The sequence below is a fragment of the Vibrio sp. CAU 1672 genome (assembly GCF_029223195.1).
Taxonomy (GTDB): Bacteria; Pseudomonadota; Gammaproteobacteria; order Enterobacterales; family Vibrionaceae; genus Vibrio.
Genome location: NZ_JARHUF010000005.1, coordinates 1 through 20,191 on the forward strand (window position 1 = coordinate 1; position 20,191 = coordinate 20,191).

At 48.1% G+C, this 20,191-nt stretch carries 19 protein-coding genes and 1 pseudogene; 4 read left to right on the top strand and 16 right to left on the bottom strand.

The window, feature by feature from the left end:
- Positions 1-123: pseudogene (locus P2G85_RS06460) on the top strand (IS481 family transposase); the annotation flags it as partial.
- 59 nt (positions 124-182) lie between these two features.
- On the opposite strand, the gene P2G85_RS06465 reads toward P2G85_RS06460, so the two are convergent.
- The 6 genes from P2G85_RS06465 to P2G85_RS06490 all read right to left on the bottom strand — a co-directional run bounded on the left by P2G85_RS06465 (position 183) and on the right by P2G85_RS06490 (position 6,858).
- The gene (locus P2G85_RS06465; protein ID WP_275863285.1) at positions 183-536 is read right to left on the bottom strand and encodes a MerR family transcriptional regulator; all 354 of its coding nucleotides are present in this window, start codon (positions 534-536) and stop codon (positions 183-185) included.
- Between the two features lie 198 nt (positions 537-734).
- On the bottom strand, positions 735-1,139 hold the full coding sequence (locus P2G85_RS06470; RefSeq protein ID WP_275863286.1) for a PaaI family thioesterase: 405 nt from the start codon (positions 1,137-1,139) through the stop codon (positions 735-737).
- Between the two features lie 254 nt (positions 1,140-1,393).
- On the bottom strand, positions 1,394-2,221 hold the full coding sequence (locus tag P2G85_RS06475; RefSeq protein ID WP_275863287.1) for a DUF2167 domain-containing protein: 828 nt from the start codon (positions 2,219-2,221) through the stop codon (positions 1,394-1,396).
- 338 nt (positions 2,222-2,559) lie between these two features.
- Positions 2,560-2,835, bottom strand: coding sequence for a nitrogenase-stabilizing/protective protein NifW (locus P2G85_RS06480; RefSeq protein ID WP_275863288.1), 276 nt, complete (start codon positions 2,833-2,835; stop codon positions 2,560-2,562).
- Positions 2,836-2,980: 145 nt separating this feature from the next.
- The gene (gene katG / locus P2G85_RS06485) at positions 2,981-5,155 is read right to left on the bottom strand and encodes a catalase/peroxidase HPI (protein WP_275863289.1); all 2,175 of its coding nucleotides are present in this window, start codon (positions 5,153-5,155) and stop codon (positions 2,981-2,983) included.
- Between the two features lie 167 nt (positions 5,156-5,322).
- Complete coding sequence (locus P2G85_RS06490) at positions 5,323-6,858, bottom strand: glutamate synthase-related protein (protein ID WP_275863290.1); 1,536 nt, start codon at positions 6,856-6,858, stop codon at positions 5,323-5,325.
- A gap of 138 nt (positions 6,859-6,996) precedes the next feature.
- Between P2G85_RS06490 and P2G85_RS06495 the strand changes: the two genes are divergently transcribed.
- Positions 6,997-7,476, top strand: coding sequence for a YbaK/EbsC family protein (locus P2G85_RS06495; protein ID WP_275863291.1), 480 nt, complete (start codon positions 6,997-6,999; stop codon positions 7,474-7,476).
- Positions 7,477-7,512: 36 nt separating this feature from the next.
- Here P2G85_RS06495 and P2G85_RS06500 read toward each other — a convergent pair whose 3' ends face one another.
- The 5 genes from P2G85_RS06500 to P2G85_RS06520 all read right to left on the bottom strand — a co-directional run bounded on the left by P2G85_RS06500 (position 7,513) and on the right by P2G85_RS06520 (position 11,819).
- Complete coding sequence (locus tag P2G85_RS06500; protein ID WP_275863292.1) at positions 7,513-8,490, bottom strand: ribonuclease Z; 978 nt, start codon at positions 8,488-8,490, stop codon at positions 7,513-7,515.
- 288 nt (positions 8,491-8,778) lie between these two features.
- Positions 8,779-10,191: a coniferyl aldehyde dehydrogenase gene (locus tag P2G85_RS06505; protein WP_275863293.1), complete on the bottom strand. Its 1,413-nt coding sequence runs from the start codon at positions 10,189-10,191 to the stop codon at positions 8,779-8,781.
- Between the two features lie 119 nt (positions 10,192-10,310).
- Positions 10,311-10,721: a GNAT family N-acetyltransferase gene (locus P2G85_RS06510; RefSeq protein ID WP_275863294.1), complete on the bottom strand. Its 411-nt coding sequence runs from the start codon at positions 10,719-10,721 to the stop codon at positions 10,311-10,313.
- The gene (locus P2G85_RS06515) at positions 10,718-11,302 is read right to left on the bottom strand and encodes a GNAT family N-acetyltransferase (RefSeq protein WP_275863295.1); all 585 of its coding nucleotides are present in this window, start codon (positions 11,300-11,302) and stop codon (positions 10,718-10,720) included. The genes P2G85_RS06510 and P2G85_RS06515 overlap by 4 nt, the downstream gene beginning before the upstream one ends.
- Positions 11,303-11,366: 64 nt before the next feature.
- Positions 11,367-11,819, bottom strand: coding sequence for an NUDIX domain-containing protein (locus tag P2G85_RS06520; RefSeq protein ID WP_275863296.1), 453 nt, complete (start codon positions 11,817-11,819; stop codon positions 11,367-11,369).
- Positions 11,820-11,957: 138 nt separating this feature from the next.
- On the opposite strand from P2G85_RS06520, the gene P2G85_RS06525 reads away from it, so the two are divergent.
- Entirely contained in the window at positions 11,958-12,875 is a 918-nt protein-coding gene (locus tag P2G85_RS06525; protein ID WP_275863297.1) for a DMT family transporter, read from the top strand.
- Positions 12,876-12,923: 48 nt separating this feature from the next.
- Here P2G85_RS06525 and sugE read toward each other — a convergent pair whose 3' ends face one another.
- Together sugE and P2G85_RS06535 are read right to left on the bottom strand one after the other, a co-directional pair.
- Positions 12,924-13,238 carry a quaternary ammonium compound efflux SMR transporter SugE gene (gene sugE, locus P2G85_RS06530; RefSeq protein ID WP_275863298.1) on the bottom strand — a complete coding sequence of 105 codons (315 nt, stop codon included), beginning with the start codon at positions 13,236-13,238 and terminating at the stop codon, positions 12,924-12,926.
- A 155-nt stretch (positions 13,239-13,393) separates the two neighbouring features.
- Positions 13,394-15,508: a M4 family metallopeptidase gene (locus P2G85_RS06535; protein WP_275863299.1), complete on the bottom strand. Its 2,115-nt coding sequence runs from the start codon at positions 15,506-15,508 to the stop codon at positions 13,394-13,396.
- A 354-nt stretch (positions 15,509-15,862) separates the two neighbouring features.
- Here P2G85_RS06535 and P2G85_RS06540 point away from each other — a divergent pair, with 354 nt between their 5' ends.
- A complete protein-coding gene (locus P2G85_RS06540; protein WP_275863300.1) occupies positions 15,863-17,230 on the top strand; it encodes an endonuclease/exonuclease/phosphatase family protein in 1,368 nt (455 codons plus the stop codon).
- Between the two features lie 93 nt (positions 17,231-17,323).
- Here P2G85_RS06540 and P2G85_RS06545 read toward each other — a convergent pair whose 3' ends face one another.
- From P2G85_RS06545 to P2G85_RS06555, 3 genes are all read right to left on the bottom strand, one after another.
- Positions 17,324-17,863: a phosphatase PAP2 family protein gene (locus P2G85_RS06545; protein WP_275863301.1), complete on the bottom strand. Its 540-nt coding sequence runs from the start codon at positions 17,861-17,863 to the stop codon at positions 17,324-17,326.
- A 582-nt stretch (positions 17,864-18,445) separates the two neighbouring features.
- Complete coding sequence (rarD, locus tag P2G85_RS06550) at positions 18,446-19,351, bottom strand: EamA family transporter RarD (RefSeq protein ID WP_275863302.1); 906 nt, start codon at positions 19,349-19,351, stop codon at positions 18,446-18,448.
- A gap of 83 nt (positions 19,352-19,434) precedes the next feature.
- Positions 19,435-20,157 (bottom strand): sulfite exporter TauE/SafE family protein, encoded by a 723-nt coding sequence (locus P2G85_RS06555; RefSeq protein ID WP_275863303.1) that lies wholly within the window; start codon positions 20,155-20,157, stop codon positions 19,435-19,437.
- Positions 20,158-20,191: the final 34 nt, after the last annotated feature.

The following is a 20,191-nucleotide window of genomic DNA, read 5'->3' on the forward strand; positions in this document are numbered from 1 at the left end:
TGGATGGACTACTACAACAATCATCGTACTCATCAAGGAAAAATGTGCTGTGGCCGAACGCCAATAGAGACATTAGAGGATGGGAAATCAATCTGGTCTGAAAAGAATCTAGCCCAGATATAATCTGACAGCCACCGAGTCGAAAAGTGGGTAACTGTCAGATCAGGTCTGAATTAGTACAACTAAATCAACTTGGAGTAGTTCTCTATCTTCCAGTTTATGTGTTGCAAGCACTCTTCTATATCGGCTTTCTGCCGTTCAAGCTCAATGTGGTGAGTTTTGAGGATATCTAACAGAAAGGCATAATCTCTGCTGCCATTGTTGGCGCAGCTCGCCGCGTATAACTTGATATGCTTGAGCGGCATTCCGGTTTTTTTCAAACACTGTACAAAATGCAGCCAGTGAATATCATGCTCACGATGATAACGGTTGCCCGATGCATCCCGAGGGATTGGATAAATCAGTCCCTGCTTCTCGTAATAGCGTAACGTGTGGCAACTCAAGCCACTCTTTTCCGCTGCTGTGGTAATTTTCAATCCCAGACCTCTTGATTTGATCGCACACGGCTCATTCCGGGCACTGACCATCAGCGAGCATACTCGCTTGTATGACAAATTGTTTCGAGTCAATTCAACAATTTATCACTAAGTAAGTTTTGTGGGTCAGCATGTTAGCTCAAAGGCAGTATAGTGATTCTGATTGATGTCCATACATAAAGATCACAGCTGTTTTCCCTATTTCGGCTGTATGAACTTCGCTTTCGCACTGACACGTACTTCGCCATCCACCAATAGCTGCCCCGACAGCTGGTAGATGCCACGTTTTTTACCGACACAAGTTGCGGTAACAAAGACATGATCACCAACGTTTACCGGCTGATGAAATCGTACATCCAGATGGGCGGTTAACGCGGGGATACCGCGGGTTAACAAACAATGCGTCATGGCGCCGTCTAACAGGGAACTGGCAATGCCACCATGCAGCAAACCTAAATAACCTTGATGGCGAGGTAAAACAGTGAAGCATCCTTCAATATTGCCGTTTGGATCCGAGTGATACGCAACATCAAGTGAATAGAAATTGCGCTCAACCGGAGCACAAACCGCACATAATTCGTGTGACTGTAAGGCCTGTTGCATTAACTTAGTCTCCATAACCCAAGAGTTAATAGCATATGCCAATAACCAACCGAGCGAGGGTTTGAAATCTATGTTTTCACCCGATCGTCAGGCGCGGGGAACAAAGTGATGACATCGGTGTTAAACTTAACGGCCAGGTAACGCCCCACAGATAAAGGGCCGCGCAAAAGCAAGAACGCATGCGGAAAGGACTAGCTCGCGTAACTCACTGCAGGCGACCCATCGACCGCCAGAGTGAGTGACAAACGCAGTATTTATACTGATGTTGGCTCGGACTTCTCCGACTTGAAAAGCTTTTTCTTTATCCAAATAAAAGGAGCAAACAGTAAGAACCAGAATTTTTTAGCCATCGCCAGTACAACCCCCAGGATCGCCAATCCTCCTTTGCCAACAACCTTGCCAGTGACGAGTTTATACATTAACGCCCCGGCGCCCACCGCCGCGACAGTATCGGTTTCCGGTACAAAGTCCTGGTAGGTAAAACCTGCTTTATACTTCAATTGCTCTAATATCGGTGCAAGGCTCTCTTCCGCAGACAAAAACTGGCTTTCCTCACCAATCCAGGTGATCTGGCTGTAGCCCTCCCGTGATAACTTCATTGCTCTGGCATTGACGATATGGTTATTCTGATCATCATGAAGTTTCAGCGCGTAGTACATCGTTGCCTGATTTTTATCCAGCGTCGGTTCTTGCGCCCAACCATCAATAAACAACTGACCGTTTTTACGGTGTTTGTTGTCCTCTTCCGTGCCTTCAACTAACTCATCCAGCATGGCCTGAGCATCGATGTTGTCCTCCCAGTCATCCATTTTGACAAACCCGAGCTTCTCTTCAGTAATTACGTACCGGGTATAATCATTATTAAATAACACTGCGTTTGGTGAACTGGGTACGCCGTTTATTTCTTCTTCAGCCAATGCCGCATCATGCCCGCGAAGCAACCCCTGATCATCCATAACCTGTATCGTCGCGTTTTGGTTGGGAACATCATACTCACCGGTATATTCCCAATTTAAATCATCGAATACATCTGCAGCAGCAATCTGGCTTACTAAAGCAAGCGTAAAAAGTACATATTTCATTTTAACCACCTGAATTTTGGCATTTTTTATATTTTGTTACATTCAGGCAGCAATATGCACTTATTAGCTATTATCTATATTGAACAATATCAATAAACCGGCTAATAAATCACCGTCAATTCATATAAATTTATGATGCCGTCAGAATCACTTTTACCCTCCACAATATACCACCGGGCTGAGTTTAAAGACGAAGCAATACGGTTTTCAGGAACATGGAATATCCGTAGCACGATGCCCGGGCGTCATTACACTCGCTTGAGTATCCCGAGGTTACTGACCTTAAGCCGTTGCAGTCAGCTGATTTACTGGCTGTTTTATCATAGGATGGGAGGTTATTATTTGCGCAGGCAAGAAGTACAACCTCGGCAGGCAGAGCGCGAGTGCGGGTCAAGCCTGCCCCGCTGCACTTTACAATATGCATTTCTCAACGCACGACGCGCCGAAAACCAGTCATCGGGCCGGGTTAAAATAACGTAACCGTTAAAGCGCTTGATCAGTTGGGTCTGGTACTCTTGTACAAAGTGATGGTCAAAATCAATCTCAAAGTACTCCAGTGCTTGTTCGATCGAAGTAAAACTCGCGATGGTTTGCTGAATGTCGTCGTATGCCATGGTAAAAACACTAGGGAACAGATTGGTCAGTGTAATGGTTGCGTTTATACTGGGCTTTGATATCGCACAAATCCACTCTCGACGGCATTATAAACAAAACAGGTGGGCTTACGGCCCACCTGTTTAACTTTGCGTTAAAGTTGTTTTATAACACATCAAAGCGGTCAGCATTCATCACTTTCGCCCAGGCGCTAACGAAGTCCTGGATGAACTTCTGCTTATTGTCATCCTGTGCATACACTTCGGCGTAAGCGCGTAATATCGAATTTGAACCAAAAACCAAATCCACCCGGGTCGCAGTCCATTTCACTTCGCCGCTTGTGCGAACACAAATCTCGTATGAATTGCTGCCGGTTGGCTTCCAGGCGTAACTCATATCGGTCAGATTAACGAAAAAATCGTTGGTTAATGTACCGACACGATCGGTCAACACCCCATGAGACGTGCCTGCATGATTGGTACCGAGCACCCGCATGCCACCAACTAACACGGTCATTTCTGGCGCGGTTAGTCCCATTAGCTGCGCCCTGTCGAGAAGCAGCTCCTCCGGTTTCACCAGATAATCCTGCTTTAGCCAGTTACGGAACCCGTCTGCCAGCGGTTCCAGCACCGCAAATGACTCTTCATCCGTCATCTCTTGTGTGGCGTCCCCACGGCCGGGCAAAAACGGTACGTAGACATCATAACCGGCCGCTCTGGCTGCCAGTTCGACACCAAGGTTTCCGGCAAGAACAATCGTATCGGCGAGGCTAATGCCTTCTTCCTGCGCAATTTGCATGAGTACCGGCAAAACTTTAGCCAGCCGTTCAGGTTCATTGCCCGGCCAATCCCTTTGCGGTGCCAGACAGATGCGTGCCCCATTCGCCCCGCCGCGTCTGTCGGAGCGACGGAACGTACGCGCGCTGTCCCAGGCAGTGCTGACCATTTCACCAATCGTTAAACCACTAACTTCGATCTTGTCTTTCACCTTTGTAAAATCGTAATCGGTTTTACCAGCCGGAACCGGATCCTGCCAAATCAAATCTTCGGCTGGCACATCCGGGCCGAAATAACAGGCTTTAGGCCCCATGTCCCGGTGAGTTAACTTGAACCATGCCCGGGCAAAAGCATCATTGAAGTAGTCAGGATCTTGCTGGAAACGCTCGGAAATCTTACGGTAATCGGGATCCATCTTCAGTGCCATGTCCGCATCCGTCATGATCGGATTGTAACGTTTGGACGGGTCCTCTACATCTACTGGTTTATCCTGTTCATCAATGTTGATTGGTTCCCATTGATTGGCCCCGGCGGGGCTTTTTTTCAGCTCCCAGTCGTATTTGAACAGCAAATAGAAATAGCCGCTATCCCACTGGGTTGGGTGGGTTGTCCATGCTCCTTCTAAGCCACTAGTGACAGCGTCACGACCAATACCCCGAGTCTGGTGGTTAACCCAGCCTAAACCTTGCTCTTCTAGCTCTGCAGCTTCCGGCTCTGGCCCTAAGTTTGCGGCATCACCATTGCCATGACATTTACCCACCGTATGTCCGCCTGCAGTCAACGCGACGGTTTCTTCATCATTCATGGCCATGCGGGCAAAAGTCACCCGCATATCCTGAGCGGTTTTAAGTGGATCCGGGTTACCGTTAACTCCTTCAGGGTTGACGTAGATTAACCCCATCATGACCGCCGCTAACGGGTTCTCCAAATCGCGCTCACCAGAATAGCGGCTGTTATCAGCATCACTCGGTGCCAACCACTCCTGCTCAGAACCCCAGTAGGTATCTTTTTCCGGGTGCCAGATGTCTTCACGGCCAAATCCAAAACCAAATGTCTTAAAGCCCATTGACTCGTAGGCCATATTGCCGGCGAGAATGATCAAATCCGCCCAACTGATTTTGTTGCCGTATTTCTTTTTCACCGGCCATAACAGCCGCCGTGCTTTATCGAGGTTGGTGTTATCCGGCCAGGAGTTGAGCGGCGCAAATCGCAAATTGCCAGTGGCCGCACCGCCGCGTCCATCGGCAATGCGGTAACTGCCCGCGGCGTGCCATGCCATACGGATCATCAGGCCACCATAATGCCCCCAGTCTGCCGGCCACCAGCTTTGGCTATCTGTCATCAAATCCTTAAGATCCTGCTTCAATGCGTCCACATCCAGGTGCTTGAGTTCCTCGCGGTAATTGAAGTTCTGCCCCAAAGGGTTTGTCTTAGTATCGTGCTGGTGAAGAATGTCCAGATTTAGTGTGCCCGGCCACCAATCAGTATTGGACTTGCTTGTTGATGTCAATCCACCGTGCATAACCGGGCACTTACCCGATGCATTTTTATCCTGACCACCCATGTTTCACTCCTTTATTGGTTAACTACTCATCCTCGGCAAATTATTTCTTACCTCACCGCCAGAGTAGTTCCCTGATCCGTAAAAGCCATTGTTTAAGATCAAGCCATTAAACAAGAATATAAACTTATTAACCAATTAATAAGTAAGGGAAAATTTTTTTATAACGGCTATTCACACCCTGCATATTTCACCCCGGATAGCCGCGCCATCTCCTTATGCCAGGTTGCCAAATCTTGTTGGTTAAATTTGGACAAATCGTCATGGCCACATGCTCGCGCCAACACCTTCATCAGTTCTACCGACGAGCGTAAAAAACGCTCAAGCTGTTGGGATGCGCTGTCGATATCCAGGCGCTGCCTTAACTCTGGACGCTGGGTTGCGATACCTGCCGGGCAGTTATTGGTGTTGCACATTCTGGCGCCAACGCAGCCAATCGCCTGAATCGCACTGTTGGCAAGTGCGACACCATCGGCCCCCAGCGCCATCGCTTTAACAAAATCGGCAGGGACACGCAGGCCCCCGGTCATAACAAGCGTCACCTGACGGCCGATGCCTTGTTCATCCAGATAACGTCTTGCCCGGGCCAGCGCGGGGATCGTTGGTACACTAATATGGTCTCTCAACAAAAGTGGCGCCGCGCCGGTACCACCGCCACGGCCATCGAGAATGATGTAATCAGCTCCTGCATCCAGTGCAAACTGAATGTCGTCTTCAATGTGGTTGGCACTGAGCTTAAACCCCACCGGAATGCCACCGGTGATCTCACGCACGCGATCGGCAAACCGGCGAAAATCCCTCGGCGTGCGGAGATCTTTAAACCGGGCTGGCGAAATGGCCGACTGCCCTTCCGGGATACCCCGGACTTGTGAAATTTTTCCGGTATTTTTGCTCGCTGGCAGATGACCGCCCACCCCGGTTTTTGCCGCCTGCCCACCTTTGAAATGGAACGCCTGCACCTGTAGCAGCTTGGCTTCATCAAAACCAAAGCCGGCGCTGGCCAGTTCATAGAAATAACGAGAATTAGCCTGTTGTTCCTCAGGCAGCATGCCGCCTTCTCCTGAACAGATCCCCGTCCCCGCTAGCTCAGCCCCTTTGGCCAACGCGATTTTGGCCTCTTGCGACAGAGCCCCAAAGCTCATATCAGAAACAAACAACGGCATCGACAAAATCAATGGTTTCTTTGCCTGTGGCCCGATGACCAACTGAGTATTCACCGGCTCGTCATCCAATAATGGCTGCCTGGCAAGCTGAGCAACCATCAGTTGAATGTCGTCCCAAAGCGGCAAGTGGTACTTAGGCACCCCCATCGCCGTCATTGGCCCGTGAGCGCCAAGTTTGCTTAACCCTTCATGAGCCAGTTGATGAATTAATCCGATGGTGGGCTCTTCCTGAGTCGCTTTTACCGCTGGCTTTTCTCCCTGCTTTGCTATCATCCCCGGCCCTTCCCCCCCGATTTGCTCGGCAGAGAACTGTTTGTGTGTACCATCACAAAACGGCTTGTTCCTGGTATGTTTACACTGGCAAAGATAAGCATCTTCACTCTTCTCGGCGACAAAACTCATCGGTTTAATTTGCGTACCAGCGTGTGAACCATCGCAAAAAGGCTGGCTTTTTGAACGGCCACATTGACAAAAATAGTACTCTTGTCCTTGCTTTAATGTGACCTTAACCGGTTTGTTATCGGCAATAACTGGCTTACTCATCAGTATTCCTTAGTGCGTATGCAGTAAATCGGTTTTAGTAAGCGTAGAACAAAACCCAATTAGACGTAGCACTCTTCGTGGTGGACGGAGATTTCTTTACCTATACTGATCATGGGTCTCAGAGATGCGGAGGCAGACATGACAATTGCAACCCGGCTCGATCAATATCTGACTGAACATAATATTCATTTTCAAACGGTCAACCACAGTCACAGTAACAGCTCACTGCAAAGCGGTGTTTCAGCGGGCATCCCTTTAATGAACATAGCAAAAGGTGTGATTCTGGAAGATCACCAAGGTCATCATATGATGGCTGTATTGCCAGCCAACAACAAAATCAGCTTATCCAGACTAAACGATGAGTTTAATGCTACCTTCCATCTTGTGAAGGAAAGAATGGTTTATCGCATGTTCACCGACTGTGATCACGGTGCCGTTCCCCCTGTGGGTAGTGCTTATCATATGTCAACCGTCTGTGACGAATCACTTGCCAACCTGGATCATGTTTACCTCGAAGCAGGTGATCATGAAACTCTGGTCAAACTCGATCACGATGCCTTTATCAGACTAATGGAAGATTGCAAATTTTTAAGATTCAGTAGCGATGTCCTTCATTAGACACAACGAAAGGCTCTTACCCTGAGTAAGAGCCTTTTAATCCCGTGGCAATGCATCCGTAGTCATCAACGCAAGTTCTCCCCGTTTATTCAGCCGGTAGTGCTGTAGATCCTGAGCCAGAAAAAGTTGGCCGGAATAGACTGTCTGTGCTTGTTGTCTGAGTTGGTCTATCGAAACCGGAGCATCCGGGCGAGTTTGATAACGCGGGCTAAAATGAGTGAGCACTAAATGAGGAATCGCCATCCGCTGGGCAAAACCGGCGACTTGCCCTGCATAGCTGTGGCCGACTTCCTGGGCCCGCAACGCTAATTCGTCACCATAAGTCGATTCATGGATTAACACCTGACAGCCCTTGCAATATGGTTCGAGCAGGTCCGGCGTGTCATTATCACCGCCAATGATCACTTTGCGCGGATTGTGATCCAATAGGGTGTAGTCCGTACTGCGAATGGTTTTACCCTGAAATGAAATATCTTCACCACGGATGAGTTGTCCCCACAGTGGTCCGCGCGGTATCTGGTCCCGGTTGAGCTTCTCAATGTTCAGATGCCGTCGAATAGTTGACTGGGTGAAACCGTAGCCGTAACTCGGTACCCGGTGCGATAACGCAATCACTTGAATGGTATACTGGCCAATCGTCAGGCTGGGCAGCGACTCGGCAAGAACATAGTTAAGCGAAAATGGCAGATTTAGTTTGGTAAATTGTTGTGTCGCAGCAAACCACTGTTGTATTCCCTTTGGGGCAACAATCGTCAGCGGCTTGCTGCGGTTATTCATCCCGGCACTGGCGAGTAAACCCGGTAATCCATAGCAGTGATCACCATGGATATGTGTGATACAAATCGCCTGCAGGTGATCCAGTGACAACGGGGTATGCAAAAGCTGATGCTGGGTTCCTTCAGCACAATCGACTAAAAACCACCCCTTACCTTCACTCTCCTGTAACGCAGTTGCAGAAACATTTCTGGTTTTGGTTGGAATACCTGACGAGGTACCGAGGAGATAGAGTTCCATACAACACCAACAGCGAAAACTTCACTCAATTTCAATATGATATCTCTAAAGTGTAGTCGGTTTTAGTGTACAAATAGTCGAAAACGGTATCTGCTTCCTATCGCTATCAAAAGGCAACGTTGCGGTTTCTATAACAACCAATAAAGAATCTATGGGACCATTAGGGTGTAACCCATATCCGGAGTCACTCTTTTGGCCTGTTCCGGAAAAGTATAGATTTAACTCAATATACATTTGCTAAACTAAAAAAACGCCTTGATAGGCGTTTTTTACCTGGACACGAGTAAGTTAACGCATGAAAAACTTCTGCAGCGCTTTCATCGCCAGGTTGCGGCGACGCATCAGTAACCGGGTGCGTGGTAGCCACGTCGGCGTCTGGAACACCGTCTTCGCATGACTAAAGGTCCGGAAGCCCTCTTCGCCATGGTAATGACCAATGCCTGATTCACCGATACCGCCAAATGGCGCATCATCCGCACCAACATGGAAAATAGTATCATTCACACCAACACCGCCACTGTGGGTATTGCGCACAATATGTTCAATAAGCTCGGCATCTTCCGACATGATATACAGCGCCAGCGGACGCTGATTCTGGTTGATGTATTCCAGGGGCTCTTCAATCGTTGTGTAAGGTTTGACCGGCAGCAGAGGGCCGAAGATTTCCTCCTGCATGATGATCATCTCCTGGGTGACATCCGTCAATAAATGCGGATATAAGCCGCGCCCTTCAGATGCCAGTTGCGCGACCGTGTGCACGCTCGCACCTTTGGTTCTGGCATCATCTAGCAACGCCTGCAAACGATCATACTGACGCTGGTTAATGATATGGGTAAAGCCCTGAGCATCTTTGGAGTTGAGGTACAAGGCTTCAAAGCGTTTCACAAACAGAGCAACAAACTCTCCCACCTTATGTTGCGGAACCCAGGCATAATCAGGCGCAACACAAATTTGCCCGGCGTTGATGCATTTGCCAAACAGGATCGAATCCACGGCTTTTTTCATATTGGCATCCTCAGCTACGATAACCGGAGACTTACCGCCCAGTTCCAGCGTCACCGGGGTGAGGTTTTCTGCTGCGGCTTTAGCCACCGCGCGGCCGACACTGGCCGAGCCGGTAAACAGCAAATGATCAAACGGCAACTGGCTGAAGGCACGGGCGACGTCCGCCTCACCTTCTATCACTTCGACATCGTCGGGTAACACATGGCAAATCTCGGCGATCACCTTATTGGTCTTCGGGGTAAACTCGCTCAGCTTGATCATCACCCGGTTCCCTGCCGCCAGGGCTGTCACCAATGGCGCCAGACTCAAAATGACGGGGAAGTTCCAGGGCGAAATAATACCCACCACCCCGACAGGCTGATACTCAACCGAAACTTTTGAGGGAACCATTAATAATCCGGCGTGCCTCTGGCTCGGTTTACACCATTTACTCAGGCGCTTTAAGGTGTAATTGATCTGTGAAACCGTCGGCAATACGTCGGTCATTGAAGTATCAAATTCAGAGCGATATCCGAAGTCGGCACTCAACGCATCGACCAACGCTTGCTGGTGAGCTAGCAGAGTCTGTTTGAGGAGGATAAGCTTTTGCTTGCGTGAATCGATTCTGGGATAAGGTTCAGAATTGTAAGCCGATTTAAGCCGATCAAGCGTAAGATGTAACGAATGGCCTATTTCAACGTCTGCAATCGCATTCATGATTTTTCTCCTGACCAGCATACAAACAGATAGTACCTACAGTTTATGACTAACATAAATGCAACATCTTTACTATGCATTCTTGATTGAAGTTAGAGTCGAAACTCAAATTTAACCATTTATAGCGCCAGCTTCATTTTGAAATACGGCACATCGCATTTATAAAAACGTTCCCCTTCCGTATGCATGCCGAAGCGTCGATAAAAAGACACAGCAGACTCTCTGGCGTCACACCAAAAACAGTCTACCGGTGAATGCGCTAAGCTCGCCAACATATGCTCAATCATCATCGAGCCAATTCCTTGTCCCTGATATTGGGGCAGAATCGCAAATTTCCTCAAACGCGCCTGACGGCCATCAAGATAAACCGATGCAACGCCCACAAGTGCATCATCAACAAATGCGCCATAATGCTGCGCTTGTTTATCTCCTTCAACTTCACAGTGGCTAAGCGGTTTGTGAGGCCAAAGAACTCGGTGACGAACCGGCATTGCTTCATGCCAGTTAATGGTCTGGATCGTTACTGTCATCTATTTTCTACTCTTCGGTCGTTACGGCAACCAGGTATCAGGTTCAGTTCGTATATGCCCAGCCTTTGCTTAGGATCCAGCATATCAAAATCATGATCGACATACTCCTTCAGCGTTGCCCCTGCTCTTTCAGCGACTCTGATGCTGGCAAGGTTATCTTCCATACAATGAAACTGAATCGCTTTGGCATTACCGCGCTTTTGCATCAGTGGGATCAAGGCCGACAGTATTTGGTTGATAATCTTGTGTCCCCGGACGAAATCAGCCAGCCAATAAGCCATTTCAGCAATCCCTGTGATTCTATCGACACCTTTGATGCCTATGACACCAGCAAAAAGATGATCACAATAGATCGCAAACCAGTACGCATCGGGAGCATTGCTATTAATACGCTGGGAAATATACCTGACCGCCTCTCTTCGGTTTGTCACGAACTCTGTCCAGGGCAAGTATGGTGACAAGCTTTCCCGGCTCTCATTCACAACTGCCAACAGCATATTGGCATGTTTTGTGAGCAATGGTTCCACTGTTATATTTGGCGAAATTTGCAGTGGTTGGTGCTGCTCATAGCCGTGATACATAATATCCTCCCGACATTTTCTGTCCTATGCCCAGAGGCAAAAAACCGATCGTCGCCAAACGCGCTTAATGTTGATTGATTCGAGTAAATTTGGTTGGGTCACGTTCAACATAGTGGTGCCACACATGTTCATAAAGGTGATGTTGGTTAGCAAATGGTGCCAGCTGTTTTGCCTCTTCCAACGTACACCAACGAAAGTCCGTATGTTCTTCATTTAACGTAACCAACTGATCCAAATTGCAAAATATCACAAAGCAAGGAATCACCATAATGCGGTTATTTGCAGGCTCATAGAACTGTTCGAGAAAATCTGCACTGTGAAGCTCCACATGCTCGATTTGTGTTTCTTCTTTCAGCTCGCGGAGAATTGTCTGCCAGCCAGTTTCCCCCTCTTCAATCCCACCGGCAACATGACACCAATAACCACCTTTAACCCGCTTAAGCAAAAGCATTTTTTTAATACCATCAAACTCGGAAATCACCACACCAGATACATGGGTTGCCTGAATTGGGATCATGCTTTGCTCCTCTCGCTCTTACACACTGTAAAAGCAAACAGTTTACCTTTTCTGCGACGGGGTTAACCCCTAAATACTTCACTTTCTACCCCGCGAGTATGTTAAAGTGCGACCTTCCGCAACCAGCGAGCTGCTACGATGCCTGATTCACTCTCTACTATGTTTCCCATTGGCGTGCGCTTTATGCTGCTTTCTGCCTTTGGCTTCGCACTTATGTCTGCCACGGTGAAACATGTCAGTTTGCATGGCATTCCCGTGTTTGAAATTGTCGCTGCCAGGGCCCTGGTTTCACTCGTTATCAGCTACCTGGATGTAAAGCGAAAACGCCTCTCTGTCTGGGGAAACAATAAACCATTGCTGTTCGCCCGGGGGCTGGTGGGCACTGTGGCATTAATGTGCGTCTACTATTCCGTCACTACGCTGCCTCTTGCCGAAGCCACCATCTTTCAGTATGTACACCCGGTATTTACTGCACTACTGGCTCTGTTGTTCCTAAAAGAACGTATTCAGGTTTCAACCCTGATTTGCATCATGCTGTGTTTGTTGGGCCTCTACGTTATGGTCAGCCCGTCGACTAACTCTGAACTCGCCCAGTCGTTACCCTTATTCAGTGTGAGCATGGCCATTTTGGGTGCGTTAGGTAGCTCGATCGCCTATGTAATTGTCAGAAAACTCAGCCGAACCGAAGACAGTTCGGTGATCATTTTCTACTTTCCATTGATTGCCCTGCCCGTATCCATCTTGCTGATGGCTGGTAGCTTTGTCATGCCGGATCTTTATCTGACCCTGATGTTGGTTTTGGTTGGCGTATTTACCCAAATCGGCCAGCTCGGTTTAACTAAGGCGATGCAAACCCAGGAAGCCGGCAAAGCCTCTGCATACGCATACGTTCAAATTGTGTTTTCGATTGTAATTGGCGCCCTGTTCTTTGACGAACTGCCTTCTGTGTGGACTTACTTGGGTGGTGGATTGATCGTCACCGGGGCGCTGGTCAACGTATTTGGCCCACACATTAAACTGCCACGCCGGCGTGTGTCGCAATCAAACATCGAATAACGATCAGCCAGCCGCCGGTTCCCTGAACTGGCAGCTAGCTGATTATCATTAGCTGGTCAGTTTTAACCCGGCAATCCCACACACAATCAGGCTCAAACTCACCAGTTTAGTCGGGTTGACAGGTTCTCCCAATAACCACATACCCGCTATCGCGGTGCCGATGGCTCCAATGCCAACCCAGGTTCCGTAAGCGGCTCCCAGCGGCAGCGAACGCAGTGCAAGACCAAGTAAGCCGAAACTCAGCAGCATAAAAACCAAGGTAAATAACGAAGGAAAGAGTTTGCTGAAGCCATCCGAATACTTTAGCCCTAACGCCCATATGACTTCACATACACCAGCAAGAACAAGGATCGCCCAAGCCATAAATAATCCTCTATTTATGGGATCGTCCCCGAAATGAAATGGAGCGGTGAGGTCGTCCTCACTTCCTGATTGGGGCACTATGATAATCGTTTACTACGTAAAATGTAACAAGGCCCTGTAAAACAGAGCCTTGTCTGGTGATAACTAGATGACCGTTAAGGTTTCAGGATAGTAAACTCACGCCCGTCTGCCAGAGTAAAACTCACCGAGCTGGTTTTCTTAGCAATACCCGTTTTACGGCATTCGCTATCCGAAAAGCAAGTTGTACCATCAGACCAAACCCCTTCAATCAGGCCCGAGCTGCTGATCACCGCAGTCCAGGTTTTACCATCATTGACCGAATAAGTGGTGATGTCATCACCCGGTGGTGGCGTTACTTCAGACTGATACGTTGCCGTGACGGCAACCTCCGTGAACGAGGCATAAGCATGAACGCCGACATGCCAAAGCCCTGCGGCCGGGTTAACCATTGTGCATGATTCATTACTGTTGCTGCTGTATGAGCGACAGTCATAATCCGACAGGGTCGGCTCCGATCCAAGCTTGAGATATAAATCTGCATCCCCGTTATTGCCCGCCGTTGTCACCAACAGCTCACTGCTGCTGTCCGGAATATCGATGGTATAACAACGCCACTCTCCCGTCGACGCCACAGCTATGGTACTGGCGACACCGTTTTCCAGTACTGTAATTTCACAAGTTGGTGACGGCGTCACAGTGCCACCATCCGTTGAGACACCGACGGCGGCAAAGGCAGTGGTCACATCCGCCGGATCATGTGCTAACTGCCCTGCGGCTACCATGTTCTCAGCCGCCGCCAGCACACCAGCCGCCGCGGAATCGAAGGTGGCATTAGGGGCCCAGTACGCCTGGTTGGCATAGGCAAATGTTTCAAATGCGGCACGTGTCCCCCAGCCATACTCGGTCGCCAGTAAATAAAACGCCTTGTTAAACACCCCGCTAGAGTAATGAACATCCATCCCATCCACGTAATTTGACGCATGGTCTATCGAGCGGCCATCACGTGGCGGATTATCCATGTAACGTAGTGCTGCACCTGCCGCTTTGCGAATATCAAACCCGACCATCCAGTCATTGCTGCCACGAGAATAGAACTCGGCCGCTTCGCCGGCAATGTCTGAAAACGCTTCGTTAATACCGCCGGACTGGCCGGAATAAATCAAATCCGAGTTTTGCTCGGTAAAGCCGTGGCTGACCTCGTGGGCGGAAACATCCAGGCTCACTAATGGATAGAAATAGGTCGCCCCGTCGCCAAACGTCATACTGGTGCCATCCCAGAACGCATTCTCATAACGTTTGCGGTAATGAACCCGCATCTGTAGCTGGAACGTCAATGGTGCCACCCCGAGCCAGCTCTGATACATGTCATACACCACTTTACCGAAGTAATGCGCATCATTGAGCGGGCTGTATGCACCATTGATCACTTTTACCGTATTTTCCGGACAGGTAAAGGTATGGGTGCTGCCGGTGGTCCGGCCGTTTAAATTGATGGTTCGCACTACATTCGGGATATTCATAATGCATGTATCGCCCGACTGCTCAACCGACAGAGGCGGGAACTCCATCCCATATTCGTAGTAACCAATTTTCTCATTGCCGCCAGGCCCAATTGCGTCGGCGTGAGTCAGCCCTTCAAACTGATACAGTACTTCGCCGGTTTTCGCATCCAGGAGCAGCGTAGGTCGCGTTGGCTTCACATCCGCTTCGGAATCAGCAAAAAAGCCGATTTCATACGCCAAATGCGCCACATCGCTATCATCAACGTAAATAGTCAGCTGGTGGGTCTGCTCTTCAATCCGGTATCCCCTGGCGAGATAAGATTGGTAGGCCCGCTGTTTGGCCTGAGCCAGAGAAATTGCCGGGAGTGTTGTATTCAGGTCTCTGGCGAGACCTCTTACTACCACACCATTAATATGGGTAATTTTATCGTGCTGATCACGGTGAACGACAATCTGTTTTCCCCAAATAGGAATGCCGCGAAACTGTTGTTGATAACGGATGTGCACGCCGCCCCCCTGTCTTTTTACCCGGCGGATTTCCGCCACCGAATGTTGAGCAGACAGCTCTAGTGCGCGGGCGATATTGTGGGTGGCAGCGAGATTACGTTTCTCAAGTGAAACGCTCTGCCCATGATTAAGTTCAAGTCGTTCAGACTGAGCAGCCAATAGAAGTGGAGAAAAAAGTATCGGGGTAATAAGTATCCCCCCCATTAGCACCTTGCTGCGCAATTTTTGAAATGTGTCCATCGCTTAGTCCCTTAACGTTGCCTTGGTAGCAAAGTCCAACTGACGATAACGATTCGATCATTTCACATTCCACAACATGCTTATGAGCTTATTATAATAATACCCTAAGTTCAGTGTAGCACACATATCAACCAGCATTTTCAACCAGACACTAGCCAGTAACTGTATATAAACCTCTACTAAACAAGCTTTATATAAACTTTTACTGTTGAAAATGCCACACATATTACACTAATCACACAAAAACTGATAACCCATGAAACCAAACAGACATTCATGTGACATCGATCGCTTACATTTATGTTCAACATCAATAGGATTAACGCGAATATTATTATAGAGAACACCATACCTATGAAAATCCTTAAAACTCCCCTCGCTCTCCTGATTGGTTCCGCTTTACTGGTTGGCTGCAATGACGACGATACAAAGTATGTCGATGTGCAACCTACAGAAGTCAAAATTGCCACTTATAATTTATCCTTTGACCGTAATACGTTTGAAGATCTTGTGACTGAAATGCAAGTGACCCCGGCTAAACAGACTGAACTGGTTACCGCTTACCTGAACGGAACCATTACTGAAGAAGACAAAACCGTCGCTGAAAAAGTAATCCAAATCCGCAATGTTGCCGCAATCATTCAGAAAAACCGTCCCGATGTCCTGATGATGGCAGAATATAACAACGACGGCACTGGCGAAGATAAAACTGCGCTGGAAGGTTTCCAGCAAAACTACTTATCGATTGCTCAAAGCCTCGACGGCGCTGGTGGCGCGGCTAACCTGGAACCAATCGAGTACCCGTTCGCAGAGACCTACTCAACCAACACCGGTCTGCTTAGTGAATTTGATTTAGACAACAACGGCACAGCCGGCCAAATGCCGGGTGACGCATGGGGCTTTGGCTTCTACCATGGTCAGTACGCATTTGCGCTGATGTCCAAATACGAAATCGACTCAAAGAACACGCGCACCTTCCAGGAGTTCAAATGGAAAGACATGCAAGGCGCAGAAATGCCGACGATTACCATCTGTGACGACCCGACAAAATTCCCTGCAGGCATGAGTTGTGGTGACGACTGGTACACCACCGAAGAGTGGCAGGAAGTTCGTCTGTCTTCAAAAAACCACGTCGATGCACCGATCATCATTCCGACTAAACACGGCAACGAAGTGGTGCATTTGCTGATGTCACACCCTACACCACCAGTATTTGATACAGGTAAAAACCAGGCCCAAAACGCGGCAGAAGTTGAGTTCTGGCATCACTACATTCAGGGTAAAGAGTACTTCTACGACGATGCTGGTGCCAAAGGTGGCCTGACTGAAGGCGCGAAGTTTGTCATGATGGGTGACCAGAACCTTGACCCTGTAGCAGGCGACGGTATCAGCGCAGTTATGCAAGCACTGCATGCAGACCCGCTAGTGAATCAGGAAGTAATGAACGGCGCACTTTACCCAACCAGTTACGGGGCAACTGAGCATGCGGTTGACAAAAACTCCGATCACCCGTTGCCAAACCGCATTACTTCTACATTTGGTCTGGGCGTTGACTACGCACTGCCTTCTGCCAACCTGAATGTAGTAGACTCAGGCGTATACTGGTCAGCATCCTACGAGGAAGGCCGTAAACTGTTTAACGATGATCGCATCGGAAAATACGGTAACGGTAAAGACGTTTCTTCAGATCACCGTATGATCTGGATTAAAGCGCAATTTTAACTTTATGTCTCGCAACGAAACAGGTTGAATTAAAACAGAAGCCTCGGTGATGACCGAGGCTTTTATTCTTAGCGCAAAAGCGACTCTGAGTATCTACCAGCGATAGCTCAGTGATAGTCCCACTTCCTCATCGGTAACCCATGGCACAAGCCGGACGTTGTCATCATATGCATCGGTGAAAACATACGCACTCAGTGTCCCTAACGCGGCACCGGCGAGTACATCACGCCAGTAGTGTTTCTTTGCTTCAACACGACCCACAGCAACAAATGCAGCGACACCATACGCAGGCAATCCTGCTTCCCAACCATATCTCAGGTAAAGGTTAGTTGCTGAAGCAAAAGCGCTTGCAGTATGGTGAGAAGGAAAGCTGTCATAGCCACTCTTATCCGGACGTTCAGCGTCAATCGTAGCCTTACCAAGCAAACTCGCTCCAGATGCGGTACCGATACTGAAACCAGCTTGCCAAAACCCCTGCCAGTCGCCCTTATACACAGGCACGGCTGCCGCTGTGGCGGCCAAGCCATAAGTACCAAAATCCGTTAATACGTCCCAGTTTCTTTCGCTCATCGCATACACAGGTTGACTACCAACTATGGACGCAAACCCAAGCAAACCGACAATTTTCTTCATCAATACAACCAACTAGTTTTAATTCCGGTCGCAAACTACCACAGCGACTACGTTTATTCGACAAAGAAATGTAACTATTTGATCGTGAAAAAAATATAAAAAAAGCCAACCACAATAATGTGATTGGCTATAACTGTGTGAACAAAGAGGTTCACTAACAACGTCAGTTGGCTAGGTGACCCTCGGCTTAAAAGGGTCACAATTACATTAGCAGTTTACGTGCCAAGTTTTCACCTTTACAAATTGGTTAATATTTAACCGCTTGCATGGCAAGTCGTGCTAGTGCGTGAATTTGCGCATGGAAAACGTCGCATTATGCAAAAAAACCTTAGCATTTTGCAACGAAACACTCTGCAAATGAGTTAATTGTTAAGGCGGTCGAACTCAATCTCTGGCCGGAATTAACGCTAAGCCAAATACCTGCAGAAACAACCCTATGCTCTTCTGCCACTCGATTTTCTGCTCCAGTTGCGTCACCAGATCAACAATAGCGATACTCATACCAATCCTTTTTCAGTCCGTGCTAATTGCTAACTATAAACCCAGCAAACCGTGAACAAGTCGAATAATCCAATGAAAGACCTAAACTGATTGTTCGGTGAGCTTTCTGCTTTTGGCCCGCTTAACAAGACTCTCAAAAATAGTGAATAACAGCCCCACCCAAATAAAGGCAAAAGTTACCGCTTTGACGTCATCAAATAGTTCACCAAAGAAAAGTACAGCAAGCACAAACTGAAGACTTGGCTCTATGTATTGCATCAAACCAACTGTTGACAAACTGGTAATGCGGATAGCAATTGAATAGAAAATCAAAGGCAAAATAGTTACAGGAGCGCTACCGAAATACAGCAGGAACGTCGTAACGTCTGCCATAGAAGCCAACTCGCCTGCTACCCATAATTTTGCTGCCAGATAAACTAATGCGAATGGCATTAACAACAGAGCTTCCATTAATAAAGCCGTACTCCAGTTGTAACTGATCTTTTTCTTAAACAACCCATAAAGCGAGAAGAACAATCCCATCGTCAAAGCAACAAACGGCAGTTGGCCATACTGTAAAACTTGATAACTTACCCCTACCGTTGCCAGCACGATCGCAACAAGCTTACCTCTTGAAAGCTTATCGCCCAAAACAAAAACGCCAAGTGCCACTGAAATTAACGGCCCGATAAAAAAGCCCAGACTGGCGTCAATAACGCGGTTATTAGTCAACGCCCAGGTAAATGCACACCAAGATATACACATTAAGTTGCTTGCCAAAAATGTATGCCAGAGAGACTTTTTGTCTTGCCAGATATGCCCCCATTGTGGCCAGTGGCCTGTGATAACCAAAACCATAACGATGCCGATAGGCACCGAGCCGATAACACGTAATGCCAGCAATTCATCCATGGCAGCACTTGGTAGTAAACGGTAGTAGATCGGCAGCAAACCCCAAATCACAAAAGATAAAGCCGCCATAAAATTGCCGTAACGACTGTTTTTCATAAATAACTCAACAAGTAATAAAATACCACGGTGCTATACCGCGACTGTGGGTGGTAGAACAAATGTCACTGCTTTCTCGGAACTTACAAGGCAAGTCCTTGAATCACCGCTGTCATTCCACTCGCGAAACACAGGGTTAGCGCCGCAAAACGAATCTTTTCTTTTGGCAAAGATTGGGTGGTTTTAATCGCCAGCCAATAACCAAACGCGGCAGCAGGCAATAGCGGCATAGTGATAAGAAGGTGATGCAAGTTAAAGAAGCCAGCCGGAACCTGAACAAACAAAGAGATGATAGAACTAAACACAAAAAAGGCAGAAAGGTTCCCGCGTAACTGGTTTGCCTCCTGGTGTTGAAGAAGTAACGCCATTGGTGGGCCACCAATGGCCGAACTGGTACCAAACAGACCGGAGAAAAAACCCGCAACCGTCATTTTTCCGGATGTCGGCTCAATACGAAACGGAAGCACACTGACGACCACCGCAAACAAAACGAGTATTCCGATCCAGAGTGTTAATGCCTCGGTTGAAACCAGAAATAGCAGCAAACCACCGGCAACAGAGCCGGGAACCCGTCCCAACAGTGCCATTTTTAAACCACCAATTTCAACGCTGCTACGGTGCTTCATTGCATTGAGTAATGAAATAAACAAAGCCACCAGGCATATTGGTGCGGGCACATAATCGGGTGCCCACAAGATAAGTAATGGGGCAGCAACAATAGCCAAGCCAAAACCGATCGCCGTTTGCACATAAGAGCCTAGAAAGATTAACCCGATAGCCAGTAAGGTCGGAAAATCAGCAGTCATTTATTATCAGCATCAATAGATATCACCATTAAGA

Bases quoted from the DNA above. Each gene is read 5' to 3' on its own strand.
- rarD (WP_275863302.1), bottom strand. From the start codon at position 19,351: ATGAAAAACAGTCGTTACGGCAATTTTATGGCGGCTTTATCTTTTGTG.
- katG (WP_275863289.1), bottom strand. From the start codon at position 5,155: ATGGGTGGTCAGGATAAAAATGCATCGGGTAAGTGCCCGGTTATGCAC.
- sugE (WP_275863298.1), bottom strand. From the start codon at position 13,238: ATGGCTTGGGCGATCCTTGTTCTTGCTGGTGTATGTGAAGTCATATGG.
- P2G85_RS06510 (WP_275863294.1), bottom strand. From the start codon at position 10,721: ATGACAGTAACGATCCAGACCATTAACTGGCATGAAGCAATGCCGGTT.
- P2G85_RS06505 (WP_275863293.1), bottom strand. From the start codon at position 10,191: ATGAATGCGATTGCAGACGTTGAAATAGGCCATTCGTTACATCTTACG.
- P2G85_RS06535 (WP_275863299.1), bottom strand. From the start codon at position 15,508: ATGGACACATTTCAAAAATTGCGCAGCAAGGTGCTAATGGGGGGGATA.
- P2G85_RS06525 (WP_275863297.1), top strand. From the start codon at position 11,958: ATGCCTGATTCACTCTCTACTATGTTTCCCATTGGCGTGCGCTTTATG.
- P2G85_RS06555 (WP_275863303.1), bottom strand. From the start codon at position 20,157: ATGACTGCTGATTTTCCGACCTTACTGGCTATCGGGTTAATCTTTCTA.
- P2G85_RS06545 (WP_275863301.1), bottom strand. From the start codon at position 17,863: ATGAAGAAAATTGTCGGTTTGCTTGGGTTTGCGTCCATAGTTGGTAGT.
- P2G85_RS06515 (WP_275863295.1), bottom strand. From the start codon at position 11,302: ATGTATCACGGCTATGAGCAGCACCAACCACTGCAAATTTCGCCAAAT.
- P2G85_RS06480 (WP_275863288.1), bottom strand. From the start codon at position 2,835: ATGGCATACGACGACATTCAGCAAACCATCGCGAGTTTTACTTCGATC.
- P2G85_RS06495 (WP_275863291.1), top strand. From the start codon at position 6,997: ATGACAATTGCAACCCGGCTCGATCAATATCTGACTGAACATAATATT.
- P2G85_RS06490 (WP_275863290.1), bottom strand. From the start codon at position 6,858: ATGAGTAAGCCAGTTATTGCCGATAACAAACCGGTTAAGGTCACATTA.
- P2G85_RS06500 (WP_275863292.1), bottom strand. From the start codon at position 8,490: ATGGAACTCTATCTCCTCGGTACCTCGTCAGGTATTCCAACCAAAACC.
- P2G85_RS06470 (WP_275863286.1), bottom strand. From the start codon at position 1,139: ATGCAACAGGCCTTACAGTCACACGAATTATGTGCGGTTTGTGCTCCG.
- P2G85_RS06520 (WP_275863296.1), bottom strand. From the start codon at position 11,819: ATGATCCCAATTCAGGCAACCCATGTATCTGGTGTGGTGATTTCCGAG.
- P2G85_RS06540 (WP_275863300.1), top strand. From the start codon at position 15,863: ATGAAAATCCTTAAAACTCCCCTCGCTCTCCTGATTGGTTCCGCTTTA.
- P2G85_RS06475 (WP_275863287.1), bottom strand. From the start codon at position 2,221: ATGAAATATGTACTTTTTACGCTTGCTTTAGTAAGCCAGATTGCTGCT.